Here is a 15,030-nt window from a genome sequence, read left to right as displayed (position 1 = left end):
GAAGGCCCGGCCATGCTGCTCAATTTCTTCTACGCGCTGCGCGCAGCCAAGCTGCCCGTCTCGGTGAAGGAATACCTGACGCTGCTCGAAGCGCTGAAGGCCGGGCTGATCTCGCCGTCGATCGACGCGTTCTACTTCCTCGCGCGGATGACGCTCGTCAAGGACGAGCAGTACTTCGACAAGTTCGACCAGGCGTTCGGCGCGTATTTCCACGGCGTGTCCGCGTTGCCGTCCGAGGCGTTCGACATCCCGCTCGACTGGCTCGAGAAGCGCCTCGAGCGCGAGCTGTCGCCGGAGGAGAAGGCGCAGATCGACTCGATGGGCGGCCTCGACAAGCTGATGGAGCGCTTGAAGGCGCTGCTCGACGAGCAGAAGGAACGCCACGAAGGCGGCAACAAGTGGATCGGCACGGGCGGCACGTCGCCGTTCGGGCACGGCGGCTACAACCCGGAAGGCGTGCGCATCGGCGGCCCGTCGAACGGCAACCGCACCGCGGTGAAGGTGTGGGAGGCGCGCGCCTACCGCGACTACGACGATTCGGTCGAGATCGGCACGCGCAACATCAAGGTCGCGCTGCGGCGGCTGCGCCGCTTCGCGCGCGAAGGCGCGGCCGAGGAGCTCGACCTGCCCGGCACGATCCGCAGCACGGCCGCGAACGCCGGCTGGCTCGACCTGCGGATGGTGCCCGAGCGCCACAACAACGTGAAGGTGCTGATGCTGCTCGACGTCGGCGGCTCGATGGACGACCACATCAAGCGCACCGAAGAGCTGTTCTCGGCCGCGAAGGCTGAATTCAAGCACCTCGAATTCTTCTACTTCCACAACTGCGTGTACGACCATCTGTGGAAGAACAATCGCCGCCGTCACTCGGAGCGCACCGCGACGTGGGACGTGCTGCACAAGTTCACGCCCGACTACAAGCTGATCTTCGTCGGCGACGCGACGATGAGCCCGTACGAGGTGCTGCAGCCCGGCGGCTCGGTCGAATACAACAACCCGGAAGCCGGCGCCGTGTGGCTGCGCCGTCTCGCCGACCAGTTCCCCCACCATGCATGGCTGAACCCCGAGCCCGAGCGGCTATGGGAGTACCGCCAATCCGTCTCGATCATTCGCGACGTGCTCGGCCAGCGCATGTATCCGCTCACGCTCGCGGGCCTCGAAACCGCGATGCGCGCACTCAGCAAGTAACGACACCCACCCGCAGATACCCAGGCCGCATCCGAGCGGCCGCCCCGGAGAGAGCATGAACCTTTCGCCCACCGCGAGCGCCAGCCGCGCCGGCGGCCGCCGCTTTTTCGCCGATACGTCCGTGTCCGCGCTCGTCGCCGGCTTCGTCGCGATGATGACCGGCTACACGAGCTCGCTCGTGCTGATGTTCCAGGCCGGCCGCGCCGCCCACCTCACCGACGCGCAGATCTCGTCGTGGATCTGGGCGCTGTCGATCGGCATGGCGCTGACGACCATCGGCCTGTCGCTGCGCTTTCGCGCGCCCGTCGTCGTCGCGTGGTCGACGCCCGGCGCCGCGCTGCTGATCGCGTCGCTGCCCGGCGTGCCCTACCGCGAAGCGATCGGCGCGTTCGTCGTGTGCGCGTTGCTGCTGACGGCCGTCGGCGTGAGCGGGCTGTTCGACACGCTGATGAAGCGGATTCCGGCCGGCATCGCGGCCGCGCTGCTCGCGGGCATCCTGTTCGAGATCGGCATCGAGATCTTCCGCGCCGCGCAGTTCCAGACCGCGCTTGTGCTCGCGATGTTCTTCACCTATCTGATCGTGAAGCGGCTCGCGCCGCGCTATGCGATTCCGACGACGCTGATCGTCGGCACGGCCGTGGCCGGCGGCCTCGGGCTGCTCGACTTCAGCCGCTTCCACATCGCGCTCGCGCAACCCGTGTTCACGATGCCCGCGTTCTCGATCGCGTCGATCGTCAGCATCGGCATTCCGCTGTTCGTCGTCGCGATGGCGTCGCAGAACGTGCCGGGCATCGCGGTGCTGCGCGCGGACGGCTATTCGACGCCGTCGTCGCCGCTGATCGCGACGACCGGCCTCGCGTCGCTGCTGCTCGCGCCGTTCGGCTCGCACGGCGTGAACCTCGCGGCGATCACGGCCGCCATCTGCACGGGCCCCGAAGCGCACGAGGATCACGCGAAGCGCTACACGGCCGCCGTGTGGTGCGGCACGTTCTACCTGATCGCCGGGATCTTCGGCGCGACGATCGCCGCGCTGTTCGCGGCGCTGCCGAAGGCGCTCGTCGTGTCGGTCGCGGCGCTCGCGCTGTTCGGCTCGATCATGAGCGGGCTCGCGAACGCGATGCAGGACGTGAAGCAGCGCGAAGCGGCGCTCGTCACGTTCATGGTCACGGCTTCGGGCCTCACGCTGCTGTCGATCGGCTCCGCGTTCTGGGGGCTCGTCGCGGGCGTCGTCACGCAGGTGATCCTGAACGCGCGGCGCCCCGCGTGACGCGGCTCGCAGCCTGCCGCGGCGCGCGCCCGGCACGCCAAAACGTGCCCGACACGAATCGGGCCTAAAATGATGGATCGGAAGCGGCGCCCGGCGCCGCTTCGCTTCGCCGCCGCGCTCGCGCGGCCCGTGAGAACCCGGCGCCCCGCGCTCTTCTTCCGAATCGCCATGACTACCGCACTCGACCAGCTGAAGCAGTATACGACCGTCGTCGCCGACACGGGCGACTTCCAGCAGCTTGCGCAATACAAGCCGCAGGACGCGACCACGAACCCGTCGCTGATTCTGAAGGCCGTCCAGAAGGATGCGTACAAGCCGATCCTCGAGAAAACCGTCCGCGATCACCGCAACGAAAGCACCGATTTCATCATCGACCGCCTGCTGATCGCATTCGGCACCGAAATCCTGAAGCTGATCCCGGGCCGCGTGTCGACCGAGGTCGACGCACGCCTGTCGTTCGACACGCAGCGCTCGATCGACAAGGGTCGCGAGCTCATCAAGCTGTACGAAGCGGCCGGCGTCGGCCGCGAGCGCATCCTGATCAAGCTCGCATCGACGTGGGAAGGCATTCGCGCGGCCGAGGTGCTGCAGAAGGAAGGGATCAAGTGCAACATGACCCTGCTTTTCTCGCTCGTGCAGGCCGCCGCGTGCGCGGAAGCCGGCGCGCAACTGATCTCGCCGTTCGTCGGCCGCATCTACGACTGGTACAAGAAGCAGGCCGGCGCGGAATGGAATGAAGCGAAGGACGGCGGCGCGAACGATCCGGGCGTGCAATCGGTGCGCCGCATCTACACGTACTACAAGACGTTCGGCTACAAGACCGAAGTGATGGGCGCGAGCTTCCGCACGACGAGCCAGATCACCGAGCTCGCCGGCTGCGATCTGCTGACGATCAGTCCCGATTTGCTGCAGAAGCTGCAGGAGAGCAACGAGACGGTCGCCCGCAAGCTGTCGCCGGACACGCTGCAGGACAAGCCGTCCGAGCGCGTCGCGATCGACGAGGCATCGTTCCGCTTCCAGTTGAACGACGAAGCGATGGCGACCGAAAAGCTCGCCGAAGGCATCCGCGTGTTCGCCGCCGACGCGGTGAAGCTCGAGAAGCTGATCGACGCGCTGCGCTGAATCGCGCGTGCGTGACGGGTGTCGGTTGATCTGTCAGCAAGACTGACAACAGCCGTCAACAGGCACGACGAACGGCCGCGAACTGCCTGTTCGCGGCCGTTTTTATTTTTCATTCCATCGTCGAGCACGCGCACTACAATCCACGTCACGAGTGCGGCGGCCGCATCCCGTCGCGCCCGTCCCGGTCAATCCCCGCAGTACCCGAGCCGGCGCCGATCTGCCTGCCCGGCCCACAGGAGACAACGATGCAAGTTCAACCGTACCTGACGTTCTACGGTCGTGCCGACGAAGCCCTTCAGTTCTACGAAAAGGCACTCGGCGCAAAGACGGTGTTCAAGATGCACTTCAAGGACGCACCGCCGAATCCCGATTACCCGATGTCGCCGGAGATGGCCGACAAGGTGATGCACGCGAGCTTCACGATCGGCGACTCGATGATCATGTGCTCGGACGGAGACGGCAGCCAGCCGGCCGGCGCCGCGCATGCCGGCTACTCGCTGTCGCTGAACCCGGCGACGGTCGACGAAGGCCAGAAGCTGTTCAATGCGCTCGCCGACGGCGGCGAAGTGACGATGCCATTCGGCAAGACGTTCTGGGCGCTCGGCTTCGGGATGGCGAAGGATCGTTTCGGCGTGCACTGGATGGTCAACGTCGAGGACCTGTCGCAGCGCGAGGAACTCGCGAAACGCGCACAGGGCTGACGCAGGAACGAACGCCCGCCACCTCGCGGTGGCGGGCGTTTTCGTTGCCGCGCGGCGCGAGCGCGGCACGCCGCCGCGCTCGGCCCGCATCAACCCTCGACGACGTCGAGATAATCCTCCGGCCGCGTGCGATCCTCCGCATGCGCCATGCCGATCGCGCGCACCAGCACGCTCACGACCACCGACACCACCAGGTTCACGACCAGCGACCACACGGCCGCGTAGCCGGGAATCGCGAGGCCGAACAGGTGGATCGTGAAGATCGAACTCGCCAGCTTCAGCGAGATCGCCATCCACGTGCCGCAGACGATGCCGGCCGCCCAGCCGGCGAGCAGCCCGCGATGGTCGAGCACGCGCGTGTACAGGCCGAGCACGATCGCCGGCAGCGTCTGGATGATCCAGATCCCGCCGAGCAGTTGCAGCTGGATCGCGTAGGTCAGCGGCAGCCCGAGGATGAACGCCACCGCGCCCACCTTCACGATCAGCGACACGAGCTTCGCGACGTGCGTTTCCTGGTCGTGCGACATGTTGCGGTTCACGAACTCGCGGTGGATGTTGCGCGTGTACAGGTTCGCGGCCGCGATCGACATGATCGCCGCCGGCACCAGCGCGCCGATGCCGATCGCCGCGAACGCGACGCCGACGAACCACGACGGGAAGTACTCGAGGAACAGCGCGGGCACCGCGAAGTTCGGGCCGAACGCCTTGAAGTACGGCGCGTATTGCGGCATGTCCTTCACGCCGGAGGCGAGCGCCATGTAGCCGAGCAGCGCGAGCAGGCCGAGCACGAACGAGTAGGCGGGCAGCATCGCCATGTTGCGGCGGATCGAGTTGCCCGACGACGACGACAGGATCGCCGTGACCGAGTGCGGATACAGGAACAGCGCGAGCGCCGAGCCGACCGCGAGCGTCGCGTACGCGCTGTAGCCGTTCAGGCTCGCCGCGTCGGGCGCCTTCAGCAGCAGCTTCGCGGGCGGCACCGCGGAAAAGATGTGCCCGAAGCCGCCGAGCTTCGCGGGAATCACGATGACAGCGGCCGCGATCGTGATGTAGATCAGTACGTCCTTCACGATCGCGATCATCGCGGGCGCGCGCAGCCCCGACGTGTACGTGTACGCGGCGAGGATCGCGAACGCGATGATCAGCGGCAGGTCGCCGACGAAGCCGGTCGTGTCGAAACCGAGCGCGCCGATCACCACCTCGATGCCGACGAGCTGCAGCGCGATGTACGGCATCGTCGCGACGATGCCCGTCACCGCGATCGCGAGCGCGAGCATCCGGCTGCCGTAGCGCGCGTTGACGAAATCGGCGGCCGTCACGTAGCCGTGCCGCTTCGCGATGCTCCACAGCTTCGGGAACACGACGAACGCGAACGGATAGATCAGGATCGTGTACGGCAGCGCGAAGAAGCCCATCGCGCCAGCGCCGAACACGAGCGCTGGCACCGCGACGAACGTATAGGCCGTGTAGAGATCGCCGCCGAGCAGGAACCACGTGACGATCGTGCCGAAGCGGCGTCCGCCGAGGCCCCATTCGTCGAGATGGGCGAGATCGCCGCGCCGCCAGTTCGCGGCCAGGAAACCGATGATCGTGACGCCGATGAACAGCAGGACGAAGACGAAAGTCGCGCCGAGATTCATTGCGCACCTCCTTGCGTGCCGCTCGCCTTCCACGCGTTCTTGGTCTTGAAGTACACGAACGCGGTGATCACCGCGCTGATGAAGACCCAAAGCAACTGGTACCAGTAGAAAAACGGAAAACCGAGCCATTGCGGTTCGATCTTGCTGTACGACGGCACCCAGACCATCGCGATCAGCGGCAGCACCAGCAGCCAGAGCCAGCGCTTGGCGGCCCGGTTGGCGTCGGCATCGTGAGCCATGACGTCTCCTCTTCTATCCCGGTTATCGATCTTGTTGAGCGGGTACGGCGCCGAGAGGAGCGGCAACACGGGTAGGCTGCGGCTCCCCTGGCTTCGCGCCAGTATAGGAGCCGCGAGCACGCGGTCAAGCGGGGGCGAACCCGAGGTGATCCGCCCCTTGTCGCGTGGATGCACCGGCCCGCGCCAGTGCCTCCGGCGTCAGATCGCGAACGACGTGTCGCGTGCGCCGGTCGTGGCTTTCAAAGCTTTCACCCACTTGCGCGCGGGCAGCTTCAGCGCGTCCTCGATCAGCTTCGCGCGGGCGTCGAGCTGCGCGAACGGCACGTCGAGCGCCGGGCCCGAGAACGCGATCGCGATCCGGTTGCCGTCGTGCACTTCCGGCAGCGCGATCACGCGGTGATCGAACGCCGCGTTCAGGTGCTTCATGTTGCGCACGAAGCTCGGGTGATCGCCGAACAGGTTGATCGTCGCGATGCCGGCATCGGCCAGACAGCCGCGCACCGCGCGGTAGAACGCGACGCTGTCGAGCACGGGGCCGCGCGCGGTCGCGTCGTACAGGTCGATCTGGATCGCGCCGGTCGTGCCGCGGTTGGCCGCATCGTTGACGAAATCCCATGCGTCGGCTTCGTGCACGACGAGGCGTGCGTCGTCGGGCGGCAGCGCGAACATCGTGCGCGCGGCGACGATCACGGCCGGGTTCAGCTCGACGGCCTCGACCTTCGCGTGCGGCAGGAAACGATGCGCGAACTTCGTCAGCGCGCCGGTGCCGAGCCCGAGCTGGACGATCCGCTCGGGCGTTTCGAGGAACAGCAGCCACGCCATCATCTGCTGCGCGTATTCGAGCTCGATATGCAGCGGCTTCGAGATCCGCATCGCGCCCTGCACCCACTCGGTGCCGAAGTGCAGGAAGCGCACGCCGCCTTCTTCGGAGAACGTAACGGGCGCGAAGCGCGGCTTGCGCGGCGCTTCGAGCACCGGCACGTCGTCGTGTTCGTCGATGTCCGGGCGGCGCTTCACGCGCGGCGGCTGGAGTTTTTCGGAGCCGTTGTACGCGGACGGCTGGCGTTGCTTGAACGCGCGCGCCTCGGCGGACGCACGCTTGATCAGTCGGGTCATGATGGTTGAATCTCGCTGGGTGATGCTGGGTGACGCTGGATGAGCGGACGAGAGGATAGCATTGGTGGGGGTCAGGGCCGCCGGTGGCGAAAGCGGTCGGTCGACTGGCCATTCGGGCGACCTGCAGGCGACATGGGCGTACGGGATAATGTATCGCAATCGCGATGCAAAAGAGACCATCGCGATCGGCGTCATCGCGAGTGCCTGGCTCGTGCCGCCGCATCGGTCGCCGGTGGTGTACGCCGCCTGCCTCGTGGTGCTGGTCGCGCTGCTGACTGCGGTGTGCTGGCTCAAGGGCGAGCAGCCCCGCTGGCGATGGGGCAACGACGACTGAGCGTCGACGCGACACGCAAGCCCATGCGTCGCGGTTCGTCAGCCACGCCCTTCCTTCCGTCATCGATGCGCCGCGACGGCGCTCTGTCGAACGGCTGAATTGTCTCGACTCTCCACGCGACGCAACAATGTGAAGCAACGGCCGCCCGGCAGGGAGTTCACATCGCATTTCCCGTCGGCAGCATCCGATTGCTGAACCGCCACCGCCCGTCGGTGGCCACTTCTCGCCTGCCCGCTCCTGACACCGCATTCGAACGGCCGCGCCGAATGCCTGCGCGGCCCTTGAAAAATATACCCAAATAGGGATAAATTCGTCGATGGATCCATACATCAAACCGCTGTACTGGCTCGGTTCGGCGCGCAAGGATTGAAGGTCATGCCCGAAACCGTGCAGCACACGTTCGGCTATGCGCTGTATCTGGCGCAGACAGGGCGCAAGCACGATCAGGCCAAGCCCTTGGCGGGATTCGGCTCGGCCGGCGTGCTGGAGATCGTGGAATCGGAAGACAACGGCACGTACCGCGCGGTCTACACGGTGAAGCTTGGAAACAGCGTCTACGTGCTGCACTGTTTCCAGAAGAAATCGCCGAGCGGCATCGCGACACCGAAGCCGGACAGCGATCTGATCCGCGCGCGTCTGAAAGCAGCCGAAGCACACGCAACAGGAGAAAGGCGATGATCGAAATCGAACAGGGCAGCGGGAACGTCTACGCGGACCTGGGCATGCGCGATGCCGATGAAATGAGGGTGAAGGCCCAACTCGCCGCGAAGATCGCGGAAATCATCAAGGCGCGCCAATGGACGCAGCAGCACGCGGCACGCTTGCTCGGCGTCCCTCAGCCGAAGCTGTCGAACATGCTGCGCGGACAGTTTCGCGGCGTGAGCGAAATGAAGATGCTCGAATGCCTGGCGAAGCTCGGACGCGACGTGCGGATCGTCGTCGGGCCCGACCGTCGGTCGGAAGCCGAAGGGCACATCGAAGTCGTATTCGCCACCTGACGACAGCGTCGTTTCGATCGCTCCGATGCGCGGGCCGTCCAGGCTACCGGCAGCGTCGGCCGATCAAAGCACGATTCGGCGCCAGTGTTCGAGCTTCTGCTCGAACGACAGCATCGCATTCGCCGGGCTCGAAGAAGGCAGCACGAGCGTCTCGTACCCGGCCCGGCCGATCACGTCGGCGAACCGCCCGGCCGTCTTGCCGTTGAAGCACACGCGCTTGAGCAACGGCGCATGCTCGCGCAGCGAATCGAAGTCGTTCGGCTTCGCGTTCCTGATCGCGGAATCCAGACTGCCCTGGCGATGGCATGCATCGAGGACGTCCCAGATGCCGATGCCGTGCAAAAGCACGCGCTCGAGCCGCGCGTCGTACGGCAGTTCATGCAGCGTCGGTTCGCCGAGCACCGCGCCGAGCAGCCGCCAGAACTGGTTGGTATTTTGGTCAATTTGACATCTGGCCCATCACGGCTCGCCGTGGGCCATCACCAACGTCTCGCGATATCCCTGCTATCTAGATCCGCCGAAACGGTCGCTCATCGAGCTAAAATTTGGCTCGATTGTGCTAAATTCTGGCTCGATCGTGCTATTCTCACGGCTTATGACAAAGCTCGGCGACGCCCTCTTTTCCAGTGCACAGCAACCCATTCTGGCCTGCCTGTTTGGGCAGCCCGAACAGTGGTTTCACGTCAAAGAGTTGATCCGGCTGACCAGTCTCGGTAGTGCCAGCGTCCAGCGTGAACTGAATCGTCTCGAAAAAGGTGGCCTCATCGAAACCAGACGCATCGCCAATCTCAAACAGGTGCGAGCGTTCGCCGGCAGCCCCATTTTCAGCGAGCTGCGTCTCATCATCCTCAAAACCTTCGGGGTCGTCGAGGTGCTCCGCGAAGCGCTGTCACCGCTGACCTCAGAGATACAATTCGCCTTTGTATACGGTTCGGTTGCCCAAGGCAGCGACCACGCCGGTAGCGACGTCGATGTTATGTTGGTCAGTGAGACGCTCAGCTATGGACAAATCATGGCCGCACTCGAATCGGCTGAAAGACAGCTCGGCCGCTCGGTCCAGATCACACAATACACTCACGAGGAATTTCTCGAACGGAAACGCAAAAGTCATCCGTTCCTCGCGGAAGTGCTGCGCCAGCCGAAGCTGATGATTATAGGAACCGAGGACGACATTGACCGCATTGGATAACCTCGTACGCATCGGAAAACTCAAACCCCTTCCGGCGAACCGCGGCGAATTCGAGCATCTGCTCGGCCTCGCTCGAACCTTGCTCGATACCGTCACAAGCAGTAACGGAATGGCAACGGAGAGCCAGTTCATCCTCGCCTACGATGCCGCTCACGCCGCATCACGCGCCGCGTTACGGGCTCACGGATACCGGAGCGACGACCGATATCTGGTCTTTCAGTGTCTCGAACACACGATCGGCTGGCCGACCGAAAAATGGCGCGTGCTCGATACCTGCCATCGCAGGCGCAATGCGGCCGAATACGAGGGCAACATAGATCTTCCAGCGAGTCTGACCGCCGAGTTGGTTCGGCTCACTGCTGAACTCATTGAAACCGTATCTCTACTCGACCACCTGCTGCCGTCCACCTGATACTGCTTCGCGGGATACGCTGAATCCAACGAGCTTCAGGGACGAATCCCGCGCCACTGCTCCAGCTTCTGCTCGAACGACAGCATCGCATTCGCCGGGCTCGACGAAGGCAGCACCAGCGTTTCATACCCTGCCTGCCCGATCACGTCGGCAAAGCGCCCCGCCGTCTTCCCGTTGAAACACACCTTCTTCAGCAACGGCGCATGCTCGCGCAACGACGCAAAGTCGTTCGGCTTCGCATTCCGGATCGCAGAATCGAGACTGCCTTGCCGATGGCATGCATCGAGGACGTCCCAGATGCCGATGCGGTGCGACAGCACGCGCTCGAGCCGCGCGTCGTACGGCAGTTCATGCAGCGTCGGTTCGCCGAGCACCGCGCCGAGCAGCCGCCAGAACTGGTTGCGCGGATGCGCGTAATACTGCGCGGCGTCGAGCGACGCCTCGCCCGGAAAACTGCCGAGGATCATCGTGTGCGTATTCGCCGCGACGACCGGCGGAAAGCCTTGCAGCATCACGCGTCTCCGTACGGCCCGACGGATCGCGGCCCGTCGCCGTGCGCGGCGAGATGGCGCCACAGCGCCGGCAGCATGCACTCGGTCACCATCAGCGGCTTGCCGTGACGCTGGAACACCGAGCGCCGCGCGACAAACGCATGCGGCGCGCGCGCACCCTGCAATGCATGGCTCGCGAGCGCATACAACGGATGACCGGCGATCACGCGCCGGCTGACGAGCGCCGAGCGCTCGACCTGCGGATCGCTGTACAGCAGCTCCGCGAGCGGCCGCGTGCGCAGCCGCCGCATGGCCTGCCACACACCCTTGCTGGCCGCGAGCGGCGCGATGCTGTGCGCGGCGACGTACGGCGTGCCGTCGACCGACAGGATCACCTCGCGCACCCACATCGGCGCGCGCGGCGAACTGGCGAGCGCGTCCGGCTCGTCGAACCACGGACGGTCGACGGCCTCGCGCGTCACGCGCACGTTCACGCGGCCGAGCCGCGCGAGATGCGCGGTCAGCGATCCGCCGCGCGTCAGCCAGTCGCGCTGGTCGAGCGTGCAGCCAGGCCGCGGCGTCTCGCGCCAGCCGGCCTGCGCGCCGTCGAATCGCATGCGCGCGTTCACGCGGCGCGCGACAGCAGCAGCGCGTTGGTCCGCTTCACGAAGCTCGCCGGATCGTCGAGCATGCCGCCTTCGGCCAGCAGCGCCTGATCGAACAGCAGATGGCACCAGTCGCCGAAATCGGCGCTGTCGGCATTCAACTGCTTCACGAGCGCGTGCTCGGGATTGATCTCGAGGATCGGCTGCATCGCCGGCGCGTTCTGGCCGGCCGCCTTCAGCATCCGCTGCAGGTAGCCGCTCATGTCGTTGTCGTCCGCGACGAGGCACGACGGCGAATCGGTCAGGCGGAACGTGACGCGCACTTCCTTCACCTTGTCGCCGAGCGCTTCCTTCATCTTCTCGACGACCGGCTTGATCGCCTCGCCGGCCTGCTCCTGCGCCTTCTTTTCCTCGTCGTTCAGCTCGCCGAGATCGAGATCGCCGCGGGCCACGCTCGCGAGCGGCTTGCCGTCGAACTCATGCAGGAACGACAGCATCCATTCGTCGACGCGATCGGTCAGCAGCAGCACCTCGACGCCCTTCTTGCGGAACACTTCCAGATGCGGGCTGTTCTTCGCGGCCTGCCACGTATCGGCGGTCACGTAGTAGATCTTGCTCTGCTCGGGCTTCATGCGCGACACGTAGTCGGCGAGCGATACGTCCTGCGCGTCGGTGTCGCCGTGCGTCGACGCGAAGCGCAGCAGCTTCGCGATGCGCTCGCGGTTCGCGTGATCCTCGCCGACGCCTTCCTTCAGCACCTGGCCGAATGCGCGCCAGAACGTCTTGTACTTCTCCTTGCCGGCGTCGTCTTCCGCGTTCGCGAGTTCCTCGAGCATCGACAGCGCGCGCTTGGTCACGCCTTCGCGGATCGCCTTCACGTCGCGGCTTTCCTGCAGGATCTCGCGCGACACGTTCAGCGGCAGGTCGGCCGAATCGACGACGCCCTTCACGAACCGCAGATATTGCGGCAGCAGCTGCTCGGCGTCGTCCATGATGAACACGCGCTTCACGTACAGCTTCAGGCCGCCGCGATAATCGCGGTTCCACAGGTCGAACGGCGCGTGCGCCGGCACGAACAGCAGTTGCGTGTATTCGCTGCGGCCCTCGACGCGGTTGTGCGTCCACGTGAGCGGATCCTGGTGATCGTGCGCGATGTGCTGGTAGAACTGCGTGTACTGCTCGTCGGTGACGTCGCTCTTCGAACGCGTCCACAGCGCGCTCGCCTGGTTGACGGTTTCGTCCTCGTCCTTCAGGACCATCTCGCCCTTTTCCTGATCCCACTCTTCCTTGCGCATCAGGATCGGCAGCGCGATGTGGTCGGAGTACTTCTGGATGATCGACTTCAGGCGGTGCGACGACAGCAAGTCGTCCTCGCCTTCGCGCAGGTGCAGCGTGATCGTCGTGCCGCGCTGCGCGCGCTCGATCGCGTCGATCGTGAAATCGCCCTCGCCGGCGCTTTCCCATCGCACGGCCTCGTTCGCCGGCAGGCCGGCGCGGCGCGTCTCGACGGTGATCTTGTCCGCGACGATGAAGCCCGAGTAGAAGCCGACGCCGAACTGGCCGATCAGCGCCGCGTCCTTCTGCTGGTCGCCCGACAGCTTCGTGAAGAATTCCTTGGTGCCCGAACGCGCGATCGTGCCGAGGTTCGCGATCGCCTCGTCGCGGCTCATGCCGATACCGTTGTCGTCGATCGTGATCGTGCGCGCGGCCTTGTCGAAGCCGATGCGGATGCGTAGGTTCGGATCGTTCTCGTACAGCGCGTTGTCCGCGAGCGCTTCGAAACGCAGCTTGTCGGCCGCGTCGGACGCGTTCGACACCAGTTCGCGCAGGAAGATTTCCTTGTTGCTGTAGAGCGAATGAATCATCAGGTGGAGGAGTTGCTTGACCTCTGCCTGAAAGCTCATCGTTTCATGTGCCATGGATGCTGTTTCCTCTTACTTGAACTGAAAAGGGGTGACGCCGGCGCCCGGCGCGCGATGCCGGCGGACCCGTGACGTATGACCGCCTGGCGCCAGCGGTTTGCGCGCGTATCTGGGGACGGCGCGCGGCATTTCAAGAGCCGGCCCCCCATTCCGCGTCACGACGCGCGCCGCACCGCCGAGTCGATATAGCCCGCCAGCAGCCCCGGCAGCGCCGGATCGCCGCAATTCGCGACGTTGAAGCGCATCCACGTGGACGGCGACTGCTGCGGCGAGAACAGGCTGCCCGGCGTCAGCAGGAAGCCGGCTTCGTGCGCGACCGCCGCGAGCGCGTCCGAATCGACGCTCGTATCGGCCCACAGGAACATCCCGGCCGCCGGCATCGTGAAGAGCCCGAGCCCCGTGCGCTCGAGCATCCGCGCGGTCTTGTCGCGCACGCCGTCGAGCCGCGCGCGCAGCCGCTCGACGTGGCGCCGGTAATGCCCTTCGGTCAGGATCTTGTACAGCACGCGCTCGTTGAGCTCGGGCGTGGTCATCCCGACCAGCATCTTCTGGTCGGTCACCGCCTTCGCGATTTCCGGCGCGCAGGCCACGTAGCCGACCCGCAGGTTCGCCGCGAGCGTCTTCGAATAGCTGCCGAGATAGATCACGCGCTTCAACTGGTCGAGGCTCGCGAGGCGCGTGGCCGGATAGCTCGGCGGGCACAGGTCGCCGTACACGTCGTCCTCGACGACGAGGAAATCGTAGGCCTCCGCGAGCTTCAGGATCCGGAACGCCTGCGCGGCCGACAGCGACGTGCCGGTCGGGTTCTGCAGCACCGAGTTGATCACGAGCATCTTCGGCCGCCACATCTGCACCAGGGTTTCGAGCGCGTCGAGGTCGGGGCCGTCGGGCGTATACGGCATCCCGACGAGCTGCGCGCCTTGCGCCGCGAACCGGCCGAACATCTGGAACCATGCCGGATCGCCGACGATCACCGCATCGCCCGGCCGCATGTAGATCCGCGAAATCAGGTCGATCGCCTGCGTGATGCCCGACACCAGCACGATCTGTTCGGGCTTCGCGCCGATCTCGACTTCGGCCAGACGCGTCTGCAGTTGCTGGCGCAGCGGCAGGAAGCCCTGCGCGGTGCCGAAGCCGAGCATCTGCGCGCCCGACTGACGCCCGAGCGCGCGCAGCGCGCCGGTGATCAGCTCGCCGTCGAGCCAGCGGCCCGGCAGGTAGCCGAGGCCCGGGCCCTTCTCCGGGCTGACGGTGTGCAGCATGTTGCGCAGCAGCCAGACGACGTCGATCGTGTTGTGCACGGGCGCGGCCTCGGCCACGCGCGCGACGCCGTCGGCCGGCTGCGGGCCGGCGCCCGTGCGCTCGCGCACGTAGAAGCCGGAGCCGCGCCGCGAGTCGAGGTAGCCCTGCGCGACGAGGCGCTCGTAGGCCTCGACGACGGTGAAGCGCGACACGCCCTTGTCGAGCGCGAGCTTGCGGATCGACGGCATGCGCATGCCGGGACGGAACACGCGTTCGTCGATCCGCCGCCGCGCCCACTGGACCAGCTGGTCGACGAGCGTGAGCGTGGCGGTGTCGTGCGGCGCGGGAATCTGGGCGAGTGGGACGGTGGACATGGTGGACATGGGCGGCGGCTCCAACTGTACCGAAGGCTATCGCGCCGATTGTACCGTTACTGTGCCGGTAGCGACGATTACAGTTGACCGGAATGGCGATCGTGCGGCCGCCGTTCCGGCCGCGCCATACCAGGCGCCGCGCCCGCCGGCCCGCGTCGCGGCCGGTGCGCCGGCCGGCCCGGCCCCCGCC

General features: G+C 65.8%; 15 protein-coding genes and 2 pseudogenes. 9 read left to right on the top strand and 8 right to left on the bottom strand.

Annotation, left to right across the window (positions count from 1 at the left end; translation table 11 throughout):
* Positions 1 to 12: 12 nt before the first annotated feature.
* The 4 genes from LGM42_RS12065 to LGM42_RS12050 all read left to right on the top strand — a co-directional run bounded on the left by LGM42_RS12065 (position 13) and on the right by LGM42_RS12050 (position 4,278).
* Positions 13 to 1,188, top strand: a complete 1,176-nt coding sequence (locus LGM42_RS12065; RefSeq protein ID WP_226232297.1) for a vWA domain-containing protein — start codon at positions 13 to 15, stop codon at positions 1,186 to 1,188.
* 55 nt (positions 1,189 to 1,243) lie between these two features.
* Positions 1,244 to 2,455 carry a benzoate/H(+) symporter BenE family transporter gene (locus tag LGM42_RS12060; protein WP_226232296.1) on the top strand — a complete coding sequence of 404 codons (1,212 nt, stop codon included), beginning with the start codon at positions 1,244 to 1,246 and terminating at the stop codon, positions 2,453 to 2,455.
* 168 nt (positions 2,456 to 2,623) lie between these two features.
* Positions 2,624 to 3,577, top strand: coding sequence for a transaldolase (gene tal / locus LGM42_RS12055; RefSeq protein ID WP_059583766.1), 954 nt, complete (start codon positions 2,624 to 2,626; stop codon positions 3,575 to 3,577).
* Between the two features lie 245 nt (positions 3,578 to 3,822).
* Positions 3,823 to 4,278, top strand: a complete 456-nt coding sequence (locus LGM42_RS12050) for a VOC family protein (protein ID WP_226232295.1) — start codon at positions 3,823 to 3,825, stop codon at positions 4,276 to 4,278.
* 89 nt (positions 4,279 to 4,367) lie between these two features.
* Here the strand turns inward: LGM42_RS12050 and mctP are convergent, their stop codons facing one another.
* From mctP to LGM42_RS12035, 3 genes are all read right to left on the bottom strand, one after another.
* A complete protein-coding gene (gene mctP, locus LGM42_RS12045) occupies positions 4,368 to 5,918 on the bottom strand; it encodes a monocarboxylate uptake permease MctP (protein WP_059583724.1) in 1,551 nt (516 codons plus the stop codon).
* Positions 5,915 to 6,157, bottom strand: a complete 243-nt coding sequence (locus tag LGM42_RS12040) for a DUF3311 domain-containing protein (RefSeq protein WP_006490660.1) — start codon at positions 6,155 to 6,157, stop codon at positions 5,915 to 5,917. The genes mctP and LGM42_RS12040 overlap by 4 nt, the downstream gene beginning before the upstream one ends.
* A gap of 198 nt (positions 6,158 to 6,355) precedes the next feature.
* Complete coding sequence (locus LGM42_RS12035) at positions 6,356 to 7,273, bottom strand: spermidine synthase (protein ID WP_226232294.1); 918 nt, start codon at positions 7,271 to 7,273, stop codon at positions 6,356 to 6,358.
* Between the two features lie 148 nt (positions 7,274 to 7,421).
* Here LGM42_RS12035 and LGM42_RS12030 point away from each other — a divergent pair, with 148 nt between their 5' ends.
* The 3 genes and pseudogenes from LGM42_RS12030 (at position 7,422) to LGM42_RS12020 (ending at position 8,605) form a co-directional block, all read left to right on the top strand.
* Positions 7,422 to 7,607: a hypothetical protein gene (locus LGM42_RS12030; protein ID WP_226232331.1), complete on the top strand. Its 186-nt coding sequence runs from the start codon at positions 7,422 to 7,424 to the stop codon at positions 7,605 to 7,607.
* Between the two features lie 316 nt (positions 7,608 to 7,923).
* Positions 7,924 to 8,285: pseudogene (locus LGM42_RS12025) on the top strand (type II toxin-antitoxin system RelE/ParE family toxin).
* Entirely contained in the window at positions 8,282 to 8,605 is a 324-nt protein-coding gene (locus tag LGM42_RS12020; protein ID WP_059583733.1) for a helix-turn-helix domain-containing protein, read from the top strand. Before LGM42_RS12025 ends, LGM42_RS12020 begins: the two are co-directional and overlap by 4 nt.
* A 63-nt stretch (positions 8,606 to 8,668) precedes the next feature.
* Here the strand turns inward: LGM42_RS12020 and LGM42_RS12015 are convergent.
* A pseudogene (locus LGM42_RS12015) lies at positions 8,669 to 9,034 on the bottom strand (DNA-deoxyinosine glycosylase); the annotation flags it as partial.
* Positions 9,035 to 9,200: 166 nt separating this feature from the next.
* Between LGM42_RS12015 and LGM42_RS12010 the strand changes: the two are divergent.
* The gene (locus LGM42_RS12010; RefSeq protein WP_060311978.1) at positions 9,201 to 9,794 is read left to right on the top strand and encodes a nucleotidyltransferase domain-containing protein; all 594 of its coding nucleotides are present in this window, start codon (positions 9,201 to 9,203) and stop codon (positions 9,792 to 9,794) included.
* Positions 9,778 to 10,206 (top strand): hypothetical protein, encoded by a 429-nt coding sequence (locus tag LGM42_RS12005; RefSeq protein WP_034174483.1) that lies wholly within the window; start codon positions 9,778 to 9,780, stop codon positions 10,204 to 10,206. Before LGM42_RS12010 ends, LGM42_RS12005 begins: the two co-directional genes overlap by 17 nt.
* Positions 10,207 to 10,241: 35 nt before the next feature.
* On the opposite strand, the gene LGM42_RS12000 is transcribed toward LGM42_RS12005, so the two are convergent.
* The 4 genes from LGM42_RS12000 to LGM42_RS11985 form a co-directional block, all read right to left on the bottom strand.
* Positions 10,242 to 10,718, bottom strand: coding sequence for a DNA-deoxyinosine glycosylase (locus LGM42_RS12000; RefSeq protein WP_226232293.1), 477 nt, complete (start codon positions 10,716 to 10,718; stop codon positions 10,242 to 10,244).
* Complete coding sequence (locus tag LGM42_RS11995) at positions 10,718 to 11,314, bottom strand: chorismate--pyruvate lyase family protein (RefSeq protein ID WP_060312136.1); 597 nt, start codon at positions 11,312 to 11,314, stop codon at positions 10,718 to 10,720. Before LGM42_RS11995 ends, LGM42_RS12000 begins: the two co-directional genes overlap by 1 nt.
* Before the next feature lie 8 nt (positions 11,315 to 11,322).
* Positions 11,323 to 13,221: a molecular chaperone HtpG gene (htpG, locus tag LGM42_RS11990; RefSeq protein ID WP_060010264.1), complete on the bottom strand. Its 1,899-nt coding sequence runs from the start codon at positions 13,219 to 13,221 to the stop codon at positions 11,323 to 11,325.
* 158 nt (positions 13,222 to 13,379) lie between these two features.
* A complete protein-coding gene (locus LGM42_RS11985; RefSeq protein WP_226232330.1) occupies positions 13,380 to 14,840 on the bottom strand; it encodes a PLP-dependent aminotransferase family protein in 1,461 nt (486 codons plus the stop codon).
* Positions 14,841 to 15,030: the final 190 nt, after the last annotated feature.

Source organism: Burkholderia sp. AU39826 (assembly GCF_020419965.1).
GTDB classification, from domain to species: domain Bacteria; phylum Pseudomonadota; class Gammaproteobacteria; order Burkholderiales; family Burkholderiaceae; genus Burkholderia; species Burkholderia semiarida.
This window is presented reverse-complemented; position numbering and strand designations above follow the sequence as displayed.